The sequence below is a fragment of the Longimonas halophila genome (assembly GCF_002554705.1).
Taxonomy (GTDB): Bacteria; Bacteroidota; Rhodothermia; order Rhodothermales; family Salinibacteraceae; genus Longimonas; species Longimonas halophila.
On sequence record NZ_PDEP01000005.1, the window covers coordinates 24885 to 47445 of the forward strand.

The window sequence follows — 22561 nt, forward strand, 5'->3', positions numbered from 1 at the left end:
GTAGTGGCCTTCTTCTAAGCGGCTTCCCTCTATGTCTATCGATGCCTCGCACATCCGCAATTTCTGCATCATCGCCCATATCGACCATGGGAAAAGCACCCTGGCCGATCGGCTCCTGGAGCGCACCGGCACCATCAGCGATCGGGACTTGCAGGAGCAGACGCTCGACGATATGGACCTGGAGCGCGAGCGCGGCATCACCATCAAAAGCCACGCGGTGCGCATGCAGCACACCACCGACGCGGGCGAGACCTACACTTTCAACCTGATCGACACGCCCGGCCATGTCGACTTTACGTACGAGGTGTCGCGGGCCCTTAAGGCATGCGAAGGGGCGATCCTTCTTGTCGACGCCGCGCAGGGCATCGAGGCGCAGACCATCTCCAACGCCTACCTGGCGCTGGAGCAGGACCTGGAGATCATCCCGGTCATGAACAAGGTAGACCTGCCCGTAGCGCGGCCCGATCAGGTGGCCATGTCGCTCGAAGAACTGCTGGGCGAGCCTGCTGAAGACATCATCAAGATCAGCGCCAAGACCGGCGAGGGCGTCGACGAACTGCTCGACCTCGTCATCAACCGCGTGCCGCCGCCCACCGGCGACCCCGATAAGCCGCTGAAAGCGCTCATCTTCGACTCGATCTACGACTCCTACCGCGGCTCGGTCGTCTACGCGCGCGTCTTTGATGGCACGCTCAACAAGGGCGATGCAATGCGCTTCATGGCCACGCATCAGGAATACGATGCCGAAGAGCTGGGCGTGCTCCGGCTGGGACGGCAGAAAGTCGACACGCTCAAAGCCGGTGATGTGGGATATATCATCGGATCCATTAAAGACGTGTCGCACACCCGCGTGGGCGACACCATCACCCACAAACACAACCCCGCCAACGAAGCCATTCCGGGCTTCAAAAAGGTAAAGCCGATGGTCTTTAGCGGCGTGCACCCGAGTGATACCGAGGACTTTGAGGACCTGCGTAGCGCGCTCGATAAGCTGCAACTGAACGATGCCTCGCTCACCTTCGAGCCCGAAACCTCAACCGCACTGGGCTTTGGCTTCCGGGTCGGATTCCTGGGGCTGCTGCATATGGAGATCATCCAGGAGCGCCTCGATCGCGAGTTTGGGCTCGACATCATCACGACCGTACCCAACGTGGAATACCGCGTGCGCGTGAGCGAGCCCGGCGACGACGACCAGGAGCTTGTCATCGTCAATAATCCCAGCGAGATGCCACACTATGGCGACATCGACGCGGTGTTTGAGCCGTTCGTAAAAGCCGACATCATTGTGCCGTCGGAGTACATCGGCAACATCATGCAGCTCTGCGAAAACCGGCGCGGCGTGTACGTGAATCAGCGCTATCTGGATACGGAGCGCGTCAACCTGCAGTACGAGCTGCCGCTGGCCGAGATCGTGTTCGACTTCTACGACACGCTCAAAAGCGTGAGCCGTGGCTATGCCTCCCTCGACTACGAGTTCATGGAGTATCGCGAAAGCGACCTTGTCAAGCTCACCGTACTCATCGACAAAGACCCGGTCGATGCGCTCTCGACCATCGTGCACCGCGACAAAGCGTACGAGGTGGGGCGCAAGCTGGCCAAGAAGCTCAAAGAGAAGATTCCGAAACAGCTATTCGAGGTGCCGATTCAGGCCTCCATTGGGCGCCGCGTTGTGGCCCGCGAAACCGTTAAGGCCCAGCGCAAAGACGTTACGGCCAAGTGCTACGGCGGCGACATTACCCGCAAGCGTAAGCTGCTGGAAAAGCAAAAAGAAGGCAAGAAGCGCATGAAGCAAGTGGGCGATGTGGAAGTGCCCCAAGAGGCCTTCCTCGCCATCCTGTCGGTTGATGAGTAGAGGTTGCGCGTGAGGTACGCTATGTCTCGTTGCACCCCGCAATACCCGGCCGTCTGGAACGCTGTGGCGCTGCTTGTCCTGGTACTGTGGATAAGTACAGGCGCTGCTGCAGTGCAGGGGCAGCACATCATCGACCGGTACCAGCAGGCCCGGCAGATGCACCTGCTCGACCAGCTCTACCCAGACTCGCGCTACCAGGCGGCGCGTCCGCAGGCACCGCACCCGCTCGCGGTAGCCGTTGATTCGCTGCATCGTGTCGCCCCGCCTCGCACTGCCCCGCCGGACTCCAATGCGTTTCCTGTTCAGCAGATACGAACGGCACATCGCTTCGAGAAAGAGTGGCTCAGCGACACCTTTGGCGATACCGAGTGGTCGTTCCTTGGGCCCCAGCCAGAGCGCACCTTTTTCGATACCACCCGCACCGTCGATTTGCGGGCGCGCTTGCAGGCGCACTACGACGCGCCCACCTACACCCTTGCCGACGACCTGCAGCCCAACCGCGATGACTTCGACCAGTTTGCGTACTGGTTTGTCGTTAACGATTCTATTCCCGTGGTGGTAAGCGATGCCAACGGCCCTCGCGACCGTGGACTCATCGTAGCCACCGAACGGCGCTGGCGCGACGTGCTGCCCGACGTGCGCCGCGCTGTACTTGCGCCCCTGAAAGAAACTCCCGACCGGGCTCCCTACGTTGACTATTTCTACGACACAGTCGATGGGCGCTGGTATCGTGTTGGATACAACGGCGTACGCTTTTTCATGGAGCCTGTGGCGCGCCGCCAGCTTACGCCCGGCCACCGGCCTGCGCCTCCAACACCATAACGTCTGAACCTGTAGCCTTGCTCTGCCCGCTTGCGCTGCGCCCCCTGCCGTCATGATTCCAGCGCAGGGACCGCCGTGCCCGTCAGCCCACCTTCGCACTCATTCTGCTCGACAACGCCCCTGCCCCGTGGCCGATCGCTCCTCATCCCGACGGCGTTCCCGTAACGACGCCCCTCCGCAAAAAAGCGAACTCCGCCAGTGGATTGAGGCCATTGTGGTGGCCGTGGTCGTCGTGCTGGTCATCCGCACGTTCTTCTTCGACCTGTTCCGCATCCCCACGCCCTCGATGGAGAACAACCTCCTGGTGGGCGACTACCTCTTCGTCTCTAAACTCCACTATGGCACGCGCCTGCCCATGACGCTGGCCGTGCCCTTCGGCAGCGCCTTCAGCCCGAACCTCTACCTCGACAACCCGCGTTTCCCGTATGTACGACTGCCCGGCTTTGGATCGGTCGAGCGGGGCGATGCGGTCGTGTTCAACCTCCCGCCCGACGATGCTCCCATCGATCGCAAAATGCACTACATCAAGCGTGTGGTAGGCATGCCCGGCGATACGCTGGCTGTTTCTGACAAAGCCGTGTCCATCAACAGCGACCGGCTTTCGATGGGGCAGGGGATGCAGTACTTCTGGGTCGTGCGCAAATCCGACCCCCGCTATCAGGTGTCGCGGTCGGAGCTGGAGGAGCTGGGCATCAGCGCGTGGCGTGAGGGGCCCAACGGCGAGGTTGCACGCACCCAGGCCACCGCCGAAGCCGCCCTGCAGATCCGCAGCTGGGACTGGGTCGACGCGGTCGAGCCGCTCATCCTCAACAACGCGAACTACGACGCCAATATGTACCCGCCCAACCAGGGGTACACGCCCGACAACTACGGGCCCATCGCCATCCCCGCCGCGGGCACGACCGTGACGCTCAACGAAGACACGTGGCCGGTGTATGAGCCGGTCATTACGGAGTACGAAGGCCACGCCGCACGCCCCATGACCGACTCGACCTACGCCATCGACGGTGAGGAGACGACCGAGTACACGTTCGAGCAGGACTACTACTTCATGCTCGGCGACAACCGCGACGACTCCGAAGACAGCCGCTTCTGGGGCTTCGTGCCGCACGACCACATCGTGGGCAAGGCGCTGTTCACCTACTTCTCGTGGGACGCCGAGTCCACCAGTCCGCGCTTCAACCGCATCCTGCGCCCCATTCAAGACGCCGAGGTCTTCGAGAGTGCGCCCTATCTGCGCGATGGCGAGCTCGTAGAGACGGGAGAGTAGTGTGCGGCTGGGGCGTGCGGGATATTCGCACCCCGTAGAGACGTGCCATGGGCGCGTCTCTACGGGGTCAAAAACATTCGCCCGTTGTCCTCTCCCGTCATGGTGCCACCAGCTCCGTATCCGGCAGCGATACCGCATCATGAGGCAGGTTGCCGCGGTACGAGCGCAGGTACACAAACGGCGTCTGGTGCAAGAAATTGGACACGCGGCCCGTGTACACATCCGCATAGCGCTCCACCTGACGCGCAAACAGGCTCTTGTCCTTGCCGGTGCGCATGATCGGGCCCCAGTTCTCGTTGCCCAGTTGCCCCGCCGCACGGGCCAGCGGTGCAATCTGCTTATCCAATTCCACCAGTTCCTCCCGCAAATCCACCATCTGGCGCTCCAGCTGCTTCGGATTGCCCTGATCCTCGGGCTGCCCGTAACCCTTCCGGATGCGCTGCACCCGCAGACGTATCTGTGAGTACTCATCTTCCAGCGCATTCTTCTGCTTCATAAGTGAGGTAAGCTCTTTCTGCTCCTCGTGGAACTGCTGGAATGCCTCAATCTCCTTCTCCAACTCGCGTACCACCAGCGCCGTGCGCCAGCGCAGCACCTTCTTCGTGATGTTTACATCCACAAACAAGTGGTCGCCCACGTACAAAATCTCCTCTCCCGTCAGGCCCAACGTCTCCTCCACCAGCGAGGCGTTTGCGCCCACGTACACCGCATCTTCCGCGAGCGGACCGCCCGTGTGCTCGCGCAGCATCCCATCATCCGAGACCACCCGAAACGCGGGCATCCGCACCGAAAAGAAATCCGGCTTGCGCGCGCCCACAATCGAGATGTCGAACAGGTCGCTCCACGTCATCTCGCCCGGCAAGTACGGGTTAAACACATAGTCGAGCATCGGCTGCGCGTACGACCACTCTGAGTTCGTAATGAGCAAGAGCTTGCGCCCCGCCATCTTCTGGTCGAGCAACGCCAGCGGCATCTCCTCGTCCACATCCACAAACCGCTCGGGCGAGGCCACAATCTCCTTCTTCAGACGGCCCTCCATGTGCGCGGCGTCCAGGGTGGACTGCACCTCCTCGTAGAGCGTGTGATAGCTCATCGAACCCGACAGCTTGCCGTCGTCCATCAGGTCCACCAGCTGCATGTACATGCACGCTGCTGAAATCGAAAAGAGCGTGTTCAAGAACTGCCAGCGGTCATCCGCCAGGTCTACCAGAATGCGCTGATACGTCTGCCGCTGCATGTCAAAGTCGAGCGGCTCGGTGCCATGAAACGCGCGCTTCACATAGCCAAACCGATTAGCCTTCACCGCATTGCCGCGCTTCGTATCCAGAATGAGCCCGCGAATCACCAGGTCCGGATCAAACGACAGGTCGTGCACCGGCCATCCGCGCTCGCTAAGCCCCTGTTTCAGATAGGAGTACGCCTGCTTCTCCCACTTGCGCATGTGGTAATGCACCAGCGTGTAATCCATGTCGTAGCCAATAGCGCGAATGCCGCGCAAGTTCAGGGTGCGGTTGCAAAACAAGCCGCGCGTTCCGTTGGACATAAACCGGGTGCAGATAGGAAAGAAAAACAGTCGGATCTCCTGTACGAGCCGCTGCCGCGTTTGCTTCGCCACGTAGAAAGCGATTGTGTTATTCTTGCGGTACCCACTCCACGAGCCCCCACGGGGTTGTATCTCGCCGCCAAAACCCGTTGTTTGACACCAATGTCTCTTCAATCCCGCCCCCGTATGCTGCTTCGCTACTGGTTTCGCCTGCTTTCCGACTGGGTTCGCCCCCTGTTTTTTAGATGGATGCAGAGGAGCGCTCCTCGCCCGCTCATTCCTGCCGGACGCTCATGGATGCTGCTTGCCGTGCTGGCAGGTCTTGGTGCGGCACAGGTCATCGGCGGGCCCGTTCATGCATCCGGGTTTGGAACGGCGCTGCCGGTCGTGGCGTCTCCGCCCGCCGTCTCCGCCGATACCACCGAATCGCCCCGCCCCACCGTCAACCACGACGGACTGCTGCGCATCAACCACCCGCTGCACGACTTCCTGGAGCGGCAGCAGACCCTCGGACGCCTGCCGCGCGCGGTGCTCTCGCACAAGCCGCTCTCACGCGGAGCTGCAGCGGCCTACCTCGACAGCCTCAGCACCCGTCGTGAGATGCTCTCGCCCGCCGAGCAGCAGCACCTCGACCGCTACCAGCGGCGCACAGCGCGTCCGGGCGCGGCCCGTGGACAGCAGTGGGGGGCCTTTGCGAACGGACATGACCTCATCAGCGCACGCGGCACGCAGTACGCCATTCAGGCGACGCCCGTTGTGTATGGTGCCCTCGGACCCGTGGCCGAGCGCAACCTGTCCAGCGCTGGCACTACCGCCTGGCAGGGCACATTCGGCGCCCGCACGTACGGACGCTTGGGGCGCTACGTCTTCTTCGATGTCGAAGCCACCGCGACCCGCGAGCGTCCGTCGCGCCTCGCGTTCAACACACCGGGCCGTCCCACCGCCCCGCGCCAGGGCAAGGTCACACTGCGCGACAACACCTACGGCTACGCCGATGTGCGCGGCGTGGTGGGATTGCGCACCCGCTTCTTCGAACTGCGCGCCGGACGCGACCGCAACCGCTGGGGGCCCGGTTCCGGCTCCGTGATGCTCTCCAACTACGGTCCGCCCCACGATCAGGTACAGCTGCGCACCACCGTCGGGCGCGTGCAGTACACCAACCTGTTCTCGCGCTACGCCGCCCCGGCTGGGCCCTCGGCCCCCGGCGAAACGCCCGACTTCAGCCGTCGCCCGCGTAGCTACGGCGCTTCGCACCGGCTGGCGCTGCGCGTGTCCGATCGCTTCGAGCTCGGGCTGTTCGAGACGATCGTGTTTGCGCCCGAGCGCGACTCCACCGTCAACCGGGGCGGGTTCGACATTGCCTACCTGAACCCGATCATCTTCCTGCGCGGGGTAGAGCGCGAACTGGGCAGCCCCGATCGCGCTCTTGTAGGCATCGATGGAGCGTGGACGGTGGTGCGCGGCCTGCGCCTCTACGGGCAGTTCGTGCTCGATGAGTTCGTGGCCAGCGAAATCGGCAACCAGTGGTGGGGCAACAAGTGGGCGTGGACGCTCGGCGCGCACTGGGTGCCGCCCGCGCTGCCCAATCTGTCGCTGCGCGGCGAAGTGGCGCGGCTGCGTCCGCACATCTACGCGCACACCTACGTCCCGAACTCATACGCGCACTGGGACGACGGCCTCGGGCATCCCGCCGGACCCAACAGCATCGACATGGCGGTGCAGGCGACCTACGACCCGGCCAGCGCCTGGCGGACCGGATTCAACGTGGCGTACACCCGCCGCGGACGCAACACCGACACCGAAAACTTCGGGGCCGACCCCACGCGCTCTAACCAGACGCGCGTGCGCAGCCGGGGCGTAACCATGCTACAGGGCGTGCGCCAGAATCGGCTCATGGGCGAGGCGCACATCGGTATCGAGGTGCTGCCCCAACTGGTGCTGGAAGCCGCCGTCCGCGCCGAGCACACCACCGATGCCGAGCGCCCCACCACAACCTACGTAACGCCGCACCTGGCCGTGCGGTGGGGCCTTCCGTTCCAGAGCATGCGGTATTGATTTTTCTCCACTCCAGGATTATTGGAAACACCTGGCGCCGACGGTCCCCCGTCGGCGGATAGAGACGGACGCTCCTGCGTCCGAGCAGGTGTTGGATACACGACAAAAGGGATACGTCAAGTGCTGTGTGAGGCGGGCTTTCAAGAGTGCGATCGTGTTATACCAGCTCCACAAGAATAGATCTGTCAGATCTTTACAATCAAACGATCCATGCACATTGCAGCAAAATGATAGAGCAAGCACGGGGCATGGCCATCCGGCACAGCCGCAACCGCACATCAGAGTTGCATCCGCGCCGCGATGCATCGGTATGTGGACCTCGGCACGTCGCTTTACATCCCTCTGCAGTGCATGAAATCAACAGGTCGGCCCGGCGGCTCAGGCAATCTATCCATAACACCCCTCGAACCTCGAAGCACGCTGCGCATTGGGTATCTTGTGGCAATGGAAGCGCTTTCGAACATGGGATGAAGCGTGTGAACCCTCCTCGTTGTGTGCCTTCCGTACCAAACTGGTCTGTACTATGAAAAGCACGACACTTACCCCCGAATCTGCCGATACGGCTCAGCACGCCGAGCCGATTAGCGCGTTTGACATCTTCAAGATTGGCATCGGGCCCTCCAGTTCTCATACCATGGGACCGTGGGTGGCGTGTGCCACGCATGTGCGTCAGTTGGCCGAGACTGAGCGGCTGGAGCAGGTCGAGGCGCTCTCGATTACGCTCTACGGCTCGCTCGCGAAGACCGGGAAGGGGCACGGCACCGACAAGGCGCTCTTGCTGGGTCTGCGCGGCGACGATCCCGAGCAGATTCCTGTCGATCAGGTGCAGAAACGGGTGGATGCGATTCGGGATCTCGGATGCATCACGCTGAATGGCAGCCACGCCATTCCCTTCGTGCCCGACGACGACCTCATCTTTCGGCGCAGCGAAACCAAGCCGTACCATGCTAATGCGCTTACCATCCACACCACCTTTACAGATGGTGCCACCACCGATGATACCTACTATTCGGTCGGGGGTGGCTTTGTAGTCCACGAATCTGAAACCGACGAGGACCGCAGCTGCGCCGACGATGTGACGCTGCCCTATCCGTGCGGCACGGGCAAGGACCTGCTGCACCACTGCGCCCAAACCGGATGCCGCGTCTCAGAACTCGTGCGCCGCAACGAGCGCGTATGGCGCGCCGACGACGCCATCGACGCCCGGCTGATGCAGATCTGGCGCGTTATGAAAAACTGCATGTATCGCGGGTGCCACACCAGTGGCGAGCTGCCCGGTGGACTGCAGGTGACGCGCCGTGCCGTACGGATGCATACGGCACTGCAGGAGGCGCACGACCTGCCCGACTACGATGATGCCGACAGCTGGATGACGTCGATCCGCGCTGCCGACGACCGCTTCCAGACGATCTTGAAGTGGGTGAGCGCCTTTGCGATTGCCGTCAACGAAGAAAATGCCTCGTTTGGGCGCGTGGTCACGGCCCCCACCAACGGCGCAGCAGGCGTTATTCCCGCCGTGCTCATGTATCACCTCTGCTTCAACGGAGGCCGCGAAGCCGACGTGCCGCAGTTCCTATTGACCGCCGCCCAGATTGGGAGTCTATTTAAGCAGCGGGCTACGATTTCTGCCGCGATGGGCGGCTGTCAGGCCGAAATCGGCGTCTCCTCGGCCATGGCCAGCGCCGCGCTTACCGAATGCTCGGGCGGCGATGTGGAGCAGACGCTCATGGCGGCCGAGATCGCAATGGAGCACCATCTGGGCATGACCTGCGACCCCGTAGGCGGCCTCGTGCAGGTGCCCTGCATCGAGCGCAACTCGATGGGCGCAATTAAGGCGATCACCGCCAGCAACATTGCGCTGGAGAGCGACCCCGCCCACGCCAAAATCTCCCTCGACACCGTCATCCAGTCGATGTGGGAGACCGCACGCGACATGAACAGCAAGTACAAAGAAACCTCCGAAGGCGGCCTCGCCGCGCAGATCCCCGTGAACGTGACGGAATGCTGAGTGAGCACAGACACATTAACCTGAGAAGGCACGCTTAAGTAACCCGTCCGCTTTCCCGCTCCACATTTCTATAAGCCACGTTGCCATCTGCAGGGCTGTCATTTTGAGCGGATACCGACAGCTGTCGGCAAGAGTCGAAACACGAGCGAAGCGACTGACGAGTGAGTACGAGCAAATCTCCTTGCCGCAACTGCTTTGCTCTCATTGGAGCACATTTCCCAAGGCAAGACCTGTCGGCCCCTTCGTATAACAGGCATGACCTATGGTCCTCGCTACGCCCCTCAGAATGACGAAAAATCAGGTACGGATAAATGTTAAGTGATCGCTTTCCTGAGGCGAACGGTACTCCGTTCGTTCCCGCCCGTCCCGCCGGAGACGTCCGCGCCGGAAGGCGCTTCCAGCACCGATAGCGTTCGGTGCACATTCTCCGGCTACTGGCACATTTCCTCCACCACGTAGCGTTGAACCGCTACCGAAAATCCGGGTGTGTGAAGGAGTATGTGAATTTTGTCATGTACCATGACCGAAAGCACACTGAAGCACACTGAAAGCAAGCGAAACATGCAATGGCGTGGCTCATCTCCTTGACACATCCTTCTTGTAAGCGATTACATTAAGATGATGTTAAAACAACGCGGTTGGATATGAGCGGAATGAGGACAGTCGCGCGATTTTGATAGCCGCGAATGAATACATTTCGAGAGACACAAAACGCATTCTTCTGTTCAAATAGTGCCTCAGCGTCGTAGAATGCCGATTTTGGAAATAGATAACTGGCGAAGACAGAAGCTAAGCAGTTCGTAACACGCAGATTTACCTGGAAAAGAGCGGGCAAAGAGCATCTCGAACAAGCAGCTTCAGAAATAGGAGGCAAATCCCGCTTGACATCGTGCGAAGCGCTTCCTATACATGTAAGCGCTTACATAATGAAACTATTACCACCAGCCTTCCGACTTCCTGTGGCGGCTACAATCTACGACATTGCAGAGCGGGCCAACGTATCCACGGCCACCGTGTCGCGGGTGCTAAACAAGCCTGCGGAGGTGAGCGCGTCTACGCGAAGCCGGGTGCTGGAGGCGGCGCAAGAGCTGAACTATCAGCCGCATGCGTCGGCGCAGAACCTGGCGCGGCAGCACACCAACTACATTGCGGTCGTGGCGCCGGTCGTGGCCAACTACTTCTACATGCACGTAATGCGCGGCATCCAACATGTACTGGCCGACCGGGAGTACGACCTGATGATTCACGTGCCGTCGCATCCGGAAGACATCGACAAGCGCCTGAAAAGCGCCATTCAGCCGGGACGAAGCGACGGCGTGCTGCTCCTGTCGACGCCGCCCAATGAGTCGTGGGCCGACCGCATTAAAGATGTGGGCCGCCCGACCATTCTGGTCGATGCATACCACCCCGACATTGAGTCGATTGCGGTGGATAACGAGCGTGGCGGATACGACGCCACGCGTCACCTGATTGATCTGGGGTACGAGCGCATTGCTCACATTACCGCCGACCCCGAGCCGCCGCCTGCTACGCAGCGCCGCGAAGGCTACGAGCGGGCGCTCCGCGAAGCCGGACGCGACATTGACCCAACACTTATTGCCGCGTCGGATGCGCTTCCATTTGCGTTTGCCGAGAAGGGCGGCTACCAGGCTATGCAGGCGCTGCTGCGCCGCCAGCCTCGCCCCGATGCCGTGTTTGCGGCGTCAGACATGCAGGCCCTTGGCGCGCTCGATGCTGTGCAAGAGGCCGGACTCTCGGTGCCCGAAGACATTGCCATTGTGGGCTTCGACGACACCGACCTAAGCCGCTTTGCCGGACTCACCACGCTGCGCCAGCCGGCAGAGGCCATGGGCAAGCGAGCCACCGAGGCGCTGCTGCGCCATATCGAAAACGAGAACCAGCCAGTATCGAGCACAGTGCTGGCGCCGCAGCTTGTGGTGCGCCGCACATGTGGGGCCGAGTCATCATCGGTATCTGCGAACGGACAGGCCCCAAACAAACCGTCCACGGCCTCCGAATCTACCCCGCCCTCATAGCCTTGCCGCAGCGGCGGTAGGTTCTACGCTTTCACAACCGAATTCTCCTACATGTTCAACAACACAAACGGTCTCATGCGACGTAGATGCTACCCTTATCTTCGGTCCGTGGTGATGATAGCCTGCCTGTTCTTATGGGTCGGCACCGCTTCGGCCCAGGACAGCCAAGAGATCACCGGTACGGTGACCGACGCCTCAAACGGCGAGCCCCTACCCGGCGCGAACGTGACCGTGGTAGGTGAGCCCATTGGTACCGCCACCAACGTGGACGGCGAGTATGCGCTCGACGTGCCCAGCAGTGCCGAGATGCTTCGGTTTTCCTTTATTGGATACGAAGCGCAAGAGGTGCCCATTGAAGGACGCACCACCATCGACGTAGCGCTCACTTCCGATGCCAGCAGCCTCGACGAGGTCGTGGTCATCGGGTACGGCACGCAGGAAGAGCGCGACGTGACAGGTGCTGTAGAGAGCGTGCGCACCGAAGACTTCAATCAGGCGCCAGTAGTGAGTCCCGAGAACCTGATTTCGGGCAAAGTGGCCGGGGTGCAGATTAGCTCCGGCGACGGCTCTCCTGGAGGCGGCAATCTGGTTCGCATCCGTGGCGAAAACTCGTTTAGCGCAGGGAACGACCCGCTCTATGTGATTGACGGGGTGCCGATTGACAACGGCGGTAATCGCGCACAGCGCAACCCGCTTAACTTCCTGAATCCGAACGACATTGCGAGCATGACGGTGCTGAAAGATGCATCAGCCACGGCCATTTACGGATCGCGTGGTGCCAATGGCGTTATTCTAATCGAGACGAAGCAAGCAGGCGAAGACGAAGGCCGCATTACCTATGACGGTTCCGTCTCAACCTCGGTGATCAACGATCGCGTGAGTATGATGGGGGCCGAGGAGTACCGCAACGTGGTACGCAACGACGGTCCCAGCCAGGCCATCAACCAGCTTGGGCGTACGAGCACCGACTGGCAAGACCTGGTAGAGCGCCAGTCATTTGGCCAGGAGCATTCAGTCAGCTTTGCACGAGGGTATGAGGACTCTGACTTTCGTCTCTCACTTGGGTATCTTGACCAAGAAGGTACGCTACAGGGCTCCAGCACTGAGCGCATCAGTCTCTCATTCAACTACAACCAGCAGTTTTTGGATGATGCGTTGAGTATCACGGCCAACCTGCGTGGTTCGCAAACCCAGGACCAATTTGAGCCGGGAGGTATGGTCGGGAATGCAGCCAGCTTTAACCCCACGGTCCCTGTGCGCGACTTCGACAGTCCGTACGGTGGATTCTTTGAGTGGGGCGAGAGCCTGGCTGAAAAAAACCCGCTGGCTCAGTTGGTGCTTGCCGAAAACGAAGGGCAGGCGCGGCGTAGCCTGGGTAACGTTGAGGCTGAATATCGCATCCCGTTCGTAGAAGGCTTGAGCGCTCGCCTGAATGTAGGATATGATGTGCAAGAAGGGGAGCAAGTTTTCTTTGCGCCGACAAACCTGAAGGAAGAGGCTGATCAGGGCGAAGACGCAGGAACAGTGCAGCGTGCTAACTTCACCCGTACGAACTCGCTGCTCGATGCGTACCTGACGTATGACAACGAGTTCGAAGAAATTGATAGCCGATTCGACATTACGGCGGGGTACTCGTATCAGGACTTTGTTTCTAAATTCCCCGAGTTTACTGCCTTCTCGCTCGACAATAATATCTTTGGGGGGAGTAGTACGGGACCGGCTTCTGAATCGCAAACTTTTGTGGATGTGGTGCCGAACCGCCTGATTTCAGGGTTTGGGCGCATCAACTACACGTTTGCAGACCGCTACCTGGCTACCTTCACGGTGCGCCGCGACGGCTCCTCGCGCTTTGGTCCAGCGGAGCAATGGGGTACGTTCCCCTCAGCCGCTCTGGGCTGGCGTGTGAACGAAGAACCGTTCATGGATGACGTTGACTTCCTGTCGAGTTTGCGTTTGCGCCTGTCGTGGGGGATTACCGGTAACCAAGAGATTGGTAACTTTGGCTTTGAGCCGCTCTACACGCCGGGCGATGCCCAGTCGCAAGTGCAGTTTGGCAACAGCTTCATCACTACGCTGCGCCCCAGCGCTGCGGATGAAGGTCTGAAGTGGGAAGAGAAAACGACCTATAATGCAGGGATTAACTTCGGGCTCTTCGATGAACGCTTCTCTGGATCCGTTGAAGTATATCGCGAAGACACTGACGACCTGCTACGCATCATTCCTGTTGCTGCGGGCGCAAACCTCCGCAACCGGTTGCTGACGAACATCGGCGAGGTACGCAACCAGGGCGTAGAGACATCGCTCAGTCTTTCCATCTTCCGAGGAGGTGACTTTACATGGGACGCGAACTTCAACGCGGCCTATAATGAAAACGAAGTCCTCAAAGTCTCGAATGATGACAACTTTGAGGGTATACTAACCGGCGGCATCGCAGGTGCCACGGGGAATAATGTGCAGATCCTGCGTGAGGGTGAGTCACTCGGTACATTTTTCCTCTACGAACAATCATACGACGAGAATGGCGACCCGATCTTCACCGATCCCAATGACACAGAAGCCTACGGAGAGTTGTTGAACAGTCGTCGCCCGGTGGGCAATGCCAGCCCCGATTGGGTGCTGGGTCACACATCGCAGTTTGCCTACCAGAACTTCGACGCCAGCGTCTCGCTACGTGCTCACATCGGCAACGATGTGTACAACAACAACGCATCGAACTTTGGGCACCTGGGGCGTCTGAGTGACATCGTGGCTTCGAACATCCATACGTCGTATAACGAGACAGGCTTTACGCAGCCGCAGTACTTCTCGGACATCTATCTGGAAGACGGCTCGTTCCTGCGTCTCGACAACGTATCAGTGGGCTACACCGTGCGTCAGATACCGGGCGTCAACCAACTACGAGTGTACGGCACGGCCAGCAATCTGCTTACGATTACTGGATACGATGGCCCCGATCCAGAGGTGAACGGTGGTATTGACAACAACCTTTATCCGCGTTCCCGGTCCTTCACTGCAGGCGTAAACCTGCAGTTCTAACGCGCGTCTGCTTCTTACACGCATGCCCTCATACAACCGGACTCTACTACTATGTATCGAGCACTGAAGACTCCTTCCCGATTACTTCTCATGCTAACGTTGGCCACAGTTGTGCTGCTGGCTGGATGCACCGACGTGGGCGTTGAGCCGGAGAGCGACGCAAGCGCCGAACGCGTCTTTACCGACGATAGCTCTTACGAGGCCTACCTTGCGAAGCTGTACGGTGGCCTGAACGTTACGGGTCAGCAAGGCCCTGATGGCAATCAGGACATCGGTGGCATCGACGAAGGCTTCTCCCAGTACATGCGTATGTATTGGAGCCTGCAGCAACTGTCCACAGACGAGGCCATCATTGCCTGGCAAGACTCCGGCATCGAACTGCTGAATACACATGCCTGGAATGAAGACAACCAGTTTGTGCGTGGTATGTATGATCGCATCTTCTTCCAGGTGTCGCATGCCAACGAGTTCTTGCGTCAGAGTACGCGCAGCCAGCTTGAGTCGCGCGGAAACAGCCAGCAAGTAATAGAACAGATGCCACAGTTTCGCGCTGAAGCACGTTTTCTGCGTGCCCTTAGCTACTGGCACGGCCTTGACCTCTTTGGTAACATTCCGTTCGTAACCCAAGAGTTTGAGCGCGGCGCCGAGCCTCCAGAGCAGGCTACACGCGAAGAGGTCTTCAACTTCGTAGAGCAAGAACTGCTCGCGATTACGGGCGAGGCTGGCGACACCGAAGAAGTGCTGGCACCCATCGGCGATGCCGAATACGGGCGAGCCGATCGCGGGGCAGCCTACATGCTGCTGGCCAAGCTGTACCAGAACGCCGAAGTCTACGTTGGCGAAAATCGTTCTAACGATGTCGCTGACTACACCGCTCGTATTATTGACTCGGGTGCGTACAGTCTCGAAGAGGAATATCACAACCAGTTCCTTGCGGATAACGAGTTCTCGCCAGAGTTTATCTTTGCGATTCCACACGATGGACAGCGCACGCAGCATTATGGAGGGACTACGTTCCTCGGAAATGCTTCGCTTGGTGACCAAGCAGGTGACTTCGGGTTCACTGGATGGTACGGATTACGCACCACGAGCGCCGTAGCCGACCGCTATGATTCCAATGATGAACGTCCTGTTTTCCCAAATACGACAGGCAACCAATTCATTCAGGAAGGTCGATCGAAAGAGGTTACGGACATTCCTGACTTTGCCAATGGCGGTGGGTACATCGTGCCGAAGTATCAAAACGTGACGTCACAGGGTGAGCCAGGAGTCAACTCCGAGTTCTCGGATGTTGACTATCCCATGTTCCGTTTGGCAGACGCCTACCTCATGTACGCTGAAGCGGCTGTGCGAGGGGGAGGTGACATGAGCCGCGCGGTCACGCTCGTGAACGAATTGCAAGAGCGTGCTGGCCTGCCGGGCAACCTGACCAGCAGCGACCTCACGCTCGACTTCATCCTCGATGAACGGAGCCGCGAGCTGCTCTGGGAAGGCCACCGCCGTACCGATCTGATCCGCTTCGATGAGTTCACCGGCTCCTCGCTCAACTGGCCGTGGACACAGATCGAGGGCTTCAGTTCGCCCGATACGCGAAAGCTCTTCCCGTTGCCCGGCTCGGAACTGCGCGCCAACCCGACGCTGGAGCAAAATCCCGGCTACTCAGGAGGTGAGTAACGCCAAATGCTGTGTGATACCGGGGCTTGTATGCTTGCTGGCTCTCTGTTTTGGGTGCCTGTAGCACCTACAGGTCTCGGTACACCGGTATCATGCATGCCCACCGTTTCACGCTGACTTCCCACATTACCCTCTCTTGGATATGAACCACTTGGCCACACGACTGCTCGGCGTAGCGCTGATGCTTGTTGCAAGCATTGCGCTCGTTGGGTGCGACGACGAAATCACAAGCGTTGAAGACATTGACATTCAGCCCAGCCTTGAAGTGCCCGGCAGCGTAAGCTTGACGTTGCTCGATGCCAGCAGCCAGGCGGATCTTGCGGTATCATACCAGGGGCTTGAGGAAGCGCCTACGGCCCAAGGGTCGGGTAACCTGGTTGTCGAGCTGGCGGAGGAGGCAGGCTCGGCCACGCAGGGTGGCGAGCGCCGGTGGACGGTCGGATACGACGGTTCGGTAAGCGGCGTGGCTGAGGAAACGATCACAATTACCACGCGCGGCGAAGGTGAGACGATCGAAGAAGAGGTGAGCGTCACCGTCAGTCCGTTCATCATCCAAACTGACTTCCAGCCCGAGTTCGTTGTTGTCGAAGACTATGAAGCGGAATTTGTAGATGAGGCCAGCGCTAATAACCCTGTCGCACAGCGCCCGGTAACGACCGAGGGGGGAAGCCAGGTTACCATTCAAAGCGATGAGGTTGCTGAGAACAGCAATGGTGTCAATGCCGCCCAGATTGACGCGGTTGCAGGCGGATCCGTCACCATGGAAAGCACGGTGAGTGCGCCCGGCGCGAATCTGTTCACGTTCCTTGTACATTCGCCCGAAGGGTCATTCAACCTGACGCTTACGTTTGTTGAAGAAACGGGCGGTGGCACCACCGAGCACACCATTGAAGTGCCCATCTCCGAATCGGGTGCCTGGCGTCAGTATGGGATTGGCTTCTCGCAGATCGGAGAAAACTTCGATCCGGTGGCAGCCCGCGCAGGAGGCAGTGGTGCGCTGCAAAGCGTGAGCCTGTCGACCGATGCTGATATACCGTTTGAAGTCGACGAGTTTATGCTGGGCACCGAGCAAGGGCCCATCGCCGAGATCAACGACTTTGAGACGACCGGCAATGCATATGTTACGTTTGGCGGTGCCAACGGCTACGGCTTTACTGATCAGGTTGCCGATAACGCATTTGGTACCCGCGCCCGTACTTTGGAAGGTGTCGGTTTCTTCGGCTACAATCAGAGCGGGATTCGCATCGCGAACGGAAGCAATGGCGTCTTGAAGTTCCGCATTGGAAATATTCAGGAAGCGACCGAGCTGCGCGTCTTCTTTGAAACCAACGCGAGTGATAACGACGGATTTGGCGCCGACAATGGTGCTGTGCTCTCATTCGAGGCCAGCAGTGGTTGGCAAGATGTTGAAGTGCCGCTTAGCGATTTGGGCGAAACGCCCAGCGCTGTTTCAAATGGCCTCTCCAATGTTGGCTTTGAGTCTGTGTCAGGCGGTGCTGGCTTCCTCATCGACGACATCCGGATCGACGCCACCGGAAACTAACGGATAAGCGTCTTTTCGGGCAGGTACTCTGCCCGATCGCTCCATGAGGTGTGCGTAGCAGGTGGGTACCAGGCCTGCTGCGTACATCTCAATTGGAGTATGAGAAGGCCGTGCTTGCAGTGCACGTCTTCCTGTGCACAACAGTCCACCATGCAGCGGTGGCTTCGTATCCGCCCCATAATAAACTGTAGCGTTATGCTACACGCGGGGCTTCCTCCACAGAATGAACTCGTCGCTATGCTGTCGTCTACGACCTCTCGTGCTGTCTCTTTCATGGCCGTCCTCCTTCTATGGGGCATGGCCACTGTAGGAGCCCACGCGCAGATCAGTACCGATCCCGCTGTACCCACCGTTAATAATCCGGTGACGGTGCAGTTCGATGCCTCGGGTACGCCTTTGGCCGGATTCAGTGGCGATATCTATGCGCATACGGGCGTAACCACCGATCAGAGCGATCCGGAGTGGACATGCGTCAAAAATCACTGGCCGACATCGGATGATTTTGAGGGCGAGCGCGCAGATACGCGCCTCACAGAGGTTGGAGACGACCAGTACGAGCTCCAAATCGATGACATTCGTGCCTACTACAACGACAACGAAACTGGCTGTGCGCTGGGTGAGAACGAAGTCATCCAGACGATGAACTTTGTCTTTCGGGATGCCGATGGTGAGACGCAGACCGATGATCTGTTCGTCGAATTGGGCGATCCCGACGCTACGCTCTCGCTGGCGATCACGAATCCGCAGGTGCCCGATCTGAATCCGCTCATTGTGGATAACGGCGAAACCGTCACGATCGAAGCGGAAGCCGTCGAATCGGGCGAGGAACTGGAAGAAATGACGCTCTCGCTGGATGGCGAGGTGCAAACCTCCACGACCGAGACGATGCTCTCGTATCCCCTGACCTTTAACACCTCCGGCACGCGCACGCTCGAAGTCACAGCGCGTGGCACAAATGGTACGGAGGTCACAGAGGGATTCGACGTGGTCGTGGCGCCCGAAATGGCTGATGAAGCGCGCCCCACGGGGATTGAAGACGGCATCACGTACACCAGCAATACGTCGGTTACCCTCTCGATGTACGGGCCCGGTAAGGAGCACGTGTACGTAATTGGCGACTTCAACGACTGGACCGTCAGCAACGACTATGCGATGACACGCGACCCGAGCGGCGAGGAGTCGGGTGGCCAAGAACACTGGTGGATCACGATCGACGGGCTGGAGCCGGGGCAAGAGTATCGCTTCCAGTACCTGATTGACGGCGAGATTCGCATGAGCGATCCGTTCTCGGCAAAGGTGCTCTCGCCCGAGGATAGCTTCATCGACGACACCACGTACCCGGATCTCATCCCGTATCCTGAGGAGGAAACCAACGGCATGGTGTCGGTGCTGGAAACGGGACAGCCCGAGTTTGACTTCACGGAGTTCGAACGGCCCGACCCCGATGAGCTTGTGGTCTACGAGCTGCTGCTGCGCGATTTTGTGGAGGAGAGCACCTACAGCACCCTCACTGATACACTTGACTACCTCGACAACCTGGGCGTGAACGCGATTGAGCTGATGCCCGTCTCCAACTTCGACGGCAACCTCAGCTGGGGCTACAACCCGAACCACCACCTGGCGCTCGACAAGTCGTACGGTCCGCCCGAAGACTTCAAGCAGTTCATTGATGAAGCGCACCAGCGCGGCATCGCCGTCATTTTGGACGTGGTGTACAACCATGCCACCAACCGCTCGCCGCTCATTCAGGTGGGCGTAGACGAGCTGCGCGGTCCGGGCCATGCGTTTAACGTGTTCAACCACCTGAACCACGACCACCCGTACATCCAATACTGGGTCGACCGCGCCAACGAGCACTGGCTCACCGAATACAACATCGACGGCTACCGCTTCGACCTCACCAAAGGGTTTGTGGCCAACGACCTGGTGGCCAACGATGTGAACGCGTTCAACAGCGAGCGCGTGGAGAATCTGCGCCGCATGGCCACTGAGGCGTGGCAGGTGGATTCAGAGGCGTATCTCATCATGGAGCACTTTCAGCGGGATGAGGAGCTGCAGCTGGCCACCCACGAGCGAAATCGCGGACGCCAGGGAATGATGTTCTGGAATGGCATGAGCGGCGCGTATGGCGAGTCGGCCATGGGCTACCTGAACAGCGGGTCAAATCTGAGTGGGGCTTACCATCCCAACACGGGGCTTGACCCTGCCGTGGGCAATGCGGTGACCTACATGGAGAGCCATGACCAGCAGTGGCTTATGCGCAAGATGAAGGAGTTCGGCAATGCCAACGATGACGGCTCGTACGATACGACGGAGCTGGAGGTGGCCCTCGAACGCCAGAAGCTCATGGGCGGCTTCTTCCTGACGATTCCGGGGCCGCGTATGCTCTGGCAGTTTGGCGAACTCGGTTATGGCTGGGGGCCCGACGAATGCCTGAAGCCCGGAGGGGGCGGCAACGGCGACTGCTCGGCGGGCGATCCCGGACGCACCGCTCCAAAGCCGGTGCGATGGGCGTACAACGAAGACCCGGATCGCCGTGCGGTCTACGAAACGTGGGCAGCGCTGCTGAACTTGCGCCAGGAGTTTGCACCGTTCGAGGCGCTCGGCAGCGTCGAACAGCTCGATGTGACGGGCAGCGACACCATCCGCCGTATCACGCTCACCGACGGTGAGCAGCAGGCGTACGTCATTGGCAACTTTGGGCTTACGTCGCAAGAGGTACCGCTTAACATGCCGGCGACCGGCACGTGGTACGACTTCTTTCCTGGTACCCAAGCCGAGATTACGTCCAGCAACCAAAACGCAACGGTTGAGCTGCAGCCGAGCGAGTTCCATGTCTTCACCAATGAGCCGGTCGACTTTCCGGCCCAAGACTGGACCGGATACGGAGCGCTCGTGCGCGATCAACTCACCGTATCGATTGACCGTGGCTTCGGCGGAGCACCCGAGTCGGCGGCCAACTACCGCCTGGTGGCGCTGCCGGGCGATGTGGAAACGGCCCTCGGCGAAACCGTGTCGGGTCGCAATGAGCGGGACTGGCAGGCGTACTGGGACGACGGATCTGAGGACGACTTCCTCGTGCGTTTCGACGCCTCAGACACGTTCACCTTTCGCTCTGGACGCGGGTTCTGGCTCACCAGCCGTGAGAACTGGACCTACGAAGCTGAAGTGAATGCCCTGGCGCTGGATGAAAGCGGCACCACGACCATTCCACTGCACGAAGGGTGGAATATCATTTCGAATCCGCTGGCCACCGACGTAAGCTGGAGCGAGGTGGACGCGGCCAACAGCGGCACCCTCAACCCGGCGTGGAGCTTCGACGGCGCGTTCAGTGAGTCGAGCACTTTTGGCTCGGCCACGAGCGGTACCGCCTACTACTTCTTGAACGACGATGCCGACCGCAACGCGCTTACCATTCCGGGGTCGAATGCGAGTGCGGCAACCGTAGCGGAGAGCCGCTCCGATGAAGACGCCGCGTCCATGCTGGAACTGGCTGCGTCTCCGGCCAGCAGCACGGTTAGCGAAGGACCCACCTCCACGGTGCGCATGGGCGTGCAGGCCGATGCCGACCCGGTAGCTGCTCCCCCAACCTCGTTCGAAGCCGTGAGTCTCCGCATCCGCCCAAGCGAAACGCGCACAACGCGTACCGAGCGGACCCGTCTGTACATGGCTGATGCCCGTGCGCTAACGGGCGATGGCGAAACCTTTAAAGTAGAGCTGTCTGCCGCCACCGCTGGCGACTTTATGCTGCACGCCCGCGATCTGAGCGCCGCACACGGCTACGAGGTGGCTGTCATCGACCCGGCCAACGACGCTACGTACGACCTGCGCACCAACGAACGCATCCGTCTGACGCTCGGCGATGAGGAGACGCGCACGCTGCAGGTGGCTGTAGGCACCGAATCCTACGTTGACGGGCAGACCCGCGAGCTGCTGCCTACCGAACTGACCCTGTCAGTCTATCCAAACCCGGTGCGTAGCCAGGCCACCATGGCGTATACGCTGCCCGAGGCCAAAGACGTGCGCCTGGAGGTGTACGACATGCTGGGCCGCCGCGTGCAGGTGGTTGAAGACCGCAATCGTGAAGCGGGTACCTACGAAGTGCCGTTCAACGTCCAAGACATGGCCAGCGGTGTGTACTTCGGACGCCTGCAGGTGGACGGCGAAACCCGCACGAAGAAGATTACCGTCGTGCGATAGCACTCCGCTCTGGTGCACCGTCTGATCGACCTACTGCTTCCATCTTTTTGCTTGCTATGCGTATGCTCTCTCTGTTCAACACCCGCTCGTTGACCTCCGTACTTGCTGCAGGACTGCTGGTCGTAGCGCTGCAGCTCATGGGATGCGGAGGCGATGGTGGCACCGACCCCGAGCCTGACCCCGACCCAACCCCTCCCGCAGCGCCATCGGGATTGAATGGCACCTCGGGCGATGCGCAGATCACGCTCGAATGGAATGCGGTGAGCGATGCCGAAACGTACACCGTGTATCGCGCCACCGAAGCGTTTAGTGACGTGTCCAGCGCAACCCCGGTGGGCGAGGGACTCAGCGCCACGGATCTCACCGACACCGATGTATCCAACGGCACGCTCTACTACTACCGCGTAACCGCCACCGCCGAGGATCTGGAAAGCGATGCCTCCAACCAGATCGACCTCACGCCCTTCGCCGCGCCCGATCGTCCGTAGCGGGTATGCAGCAGGGCCGGGGTGGGGGCTCGTT

The 22561-nt window shown here is 59.9% G+C and carries 12 protein-coding genes; 11 read left to right on the forward strand and 1 reads right to left on the reverse strand.

What is annotated here, in order from left to right; all coding sequences use genetic code 11:
* Positions 1 to 31: 31 nt before the first annotated feature.
* The 3 genes from lepA (at position 32) to lepB (ending at position 3944) form a co-directional block, all read left to right on the forward strand.
* Entirely contained in the window at positions 32 to 1852 is a 1821-nt protein-coding gene (lepA, locus tag CRI93_RS06445; RefSeq protein WP_098061804.1) for a translation elongation factor 4, read from the forward strand.
* A gap of 21 nt (positions 1853 to 1873) precedes the next feature.
* On the forward strand, positions 1874 to 2674 hold the full coding sequence (locus tag CRI93_RS06450) for a hypothetical protein (RefSeq protein WP_141491596.1): 801 nt from the start codon (positions 1874 to 1876) through the stop codon (positions 2672 to 2674).
* A gap of 127 nt (positions 2675 to 2801) precedes the next feature.
* Positions 2802 to 3944, forward strand: a complete 1143-nt coding sequence (gene lepB, locus CRI93_RS06455; protein ID WP_245850369.1) for a signal peptidase I — start codon at positions 2802 to 2804, stop codon at positions 3942 to 3944.
* Positions 3945 to 4041: 97 nt separating this feature from the next.
* Here lepB and CRI93_RS06460 read toward each other — a convergent pair whose 3' ends face one another.
* The gene (locus CRI93_RS06460; RefSeq protein WP_098061807.1) at positions 4042 to 5487 is read right to left on the reverse strand and encodes an HAD-IG family 5'-nucleotidase; all 1446 of its coding nucleotides are present in this window, start codon (positions 5485 to 5487) and stop codon (positions 4042 to 4044) included.
* A 186-nt stretch (positions 5488 to 5673) separates the two neighbouring features.
* Here CRI93_RS06460 and CRI93_RS06465 point away from each other — a divergent pair, with 186 nt between their 5' ends.
* From CRI93_RS06465 to CRI93_RS06500, 8 genes are all read left to right on the forward strand, one after another.
* On the forward strand, positions 5674 to 7542 hold the full coding sequence (locus CRI93_RS06465) for a capsule assembly Wzi family protein (protein WP_176521739.1): 1869 nt from the start codon (positions 5674 to 5676) through the stop codon (positions 7540 to 7542).
* 523 nt (positions 7543 to 8065) lie between these two features.
* Complete coding sequence (locus tag CRI93_RS06470) at positions 8066 to 9550, forward strand: L-serine ammonia-lyase (protein ID WP_098061809.1); 1485 nt, start codon at positions 8066 to 8068, stop codon at positions 9548 to 9550.
* A 959-nt stretch (positions 9551 to 10509) separates the two neighbouring features.
* Entirely contained in the window at positions 10510 to 11586 is a 1077-nt protein-coding gene (locus CRI93_RS06475; protein WP_098061810.1) for a LacI family DNA-binding transcriptional regulator, read from the forward strand.
* A gap of 114 nt (positions 11587 to 11700) precedes the next feature.
* Complete coding sequence (locus tag CRI93_RS06480) at positions 11701 to 14622, forward strand: SusC/RagA family TonB-linked outer membrane protein (protein ID WP_245850387.1); 2922 nt, start codon at positions 11701 to 11703, stop codon at positions 14620 to 14622.
* Between the two features lie 90 nt (positions 14623 to 14712).
* A complete protein-coding gene (locus CRI93_RS06485) occupies positions 14713 to 16296 on the forward strand; it encodes a RagB/SusD family nutrient uptake outer membrane protein (protein ID WP_245850371.1) in 1584 nt (527 codons plus the stop codon).
* Positions 16297 to 16438: 142 nt separating this feature from the next.
* Positions 16439 to 17839, forward strand: coding sequence for a hypothetical protein (locus CRI93_RS06490; RefSeq protein WP_098061813.1), 1401 nt, complete (start codon positions 16439 to 16441; stop codon positions 17837 to 17839).
* 273 nt (positions 17840 to 18112) lie between these two features.
* Positions 18113 to 22039, forward strand: coding sequence for an alpha-amylase family glycosyl hydrolase (locus CRI93_RS06495; protein ID WP_176521741.1), 3927 nt, complete (start codon positions 18113 to 18115; stop codon positions 22037 to 22039).
* Positions 22040 to 22095: 56 nt separating this feature from the next.
* Positions 22096 to 22527 (forward strand): hypothetical protein, encoded by a 432-nt coding sequence (locus tag CRI93_RS06500; protein WP_098061815.1) that lies wholly within the window; start codon positions 22096 to 22098, stop codon positions 22525 to 22527.
* Positions 22528 to 22561 lie beyond the last annotated feature (34 nt).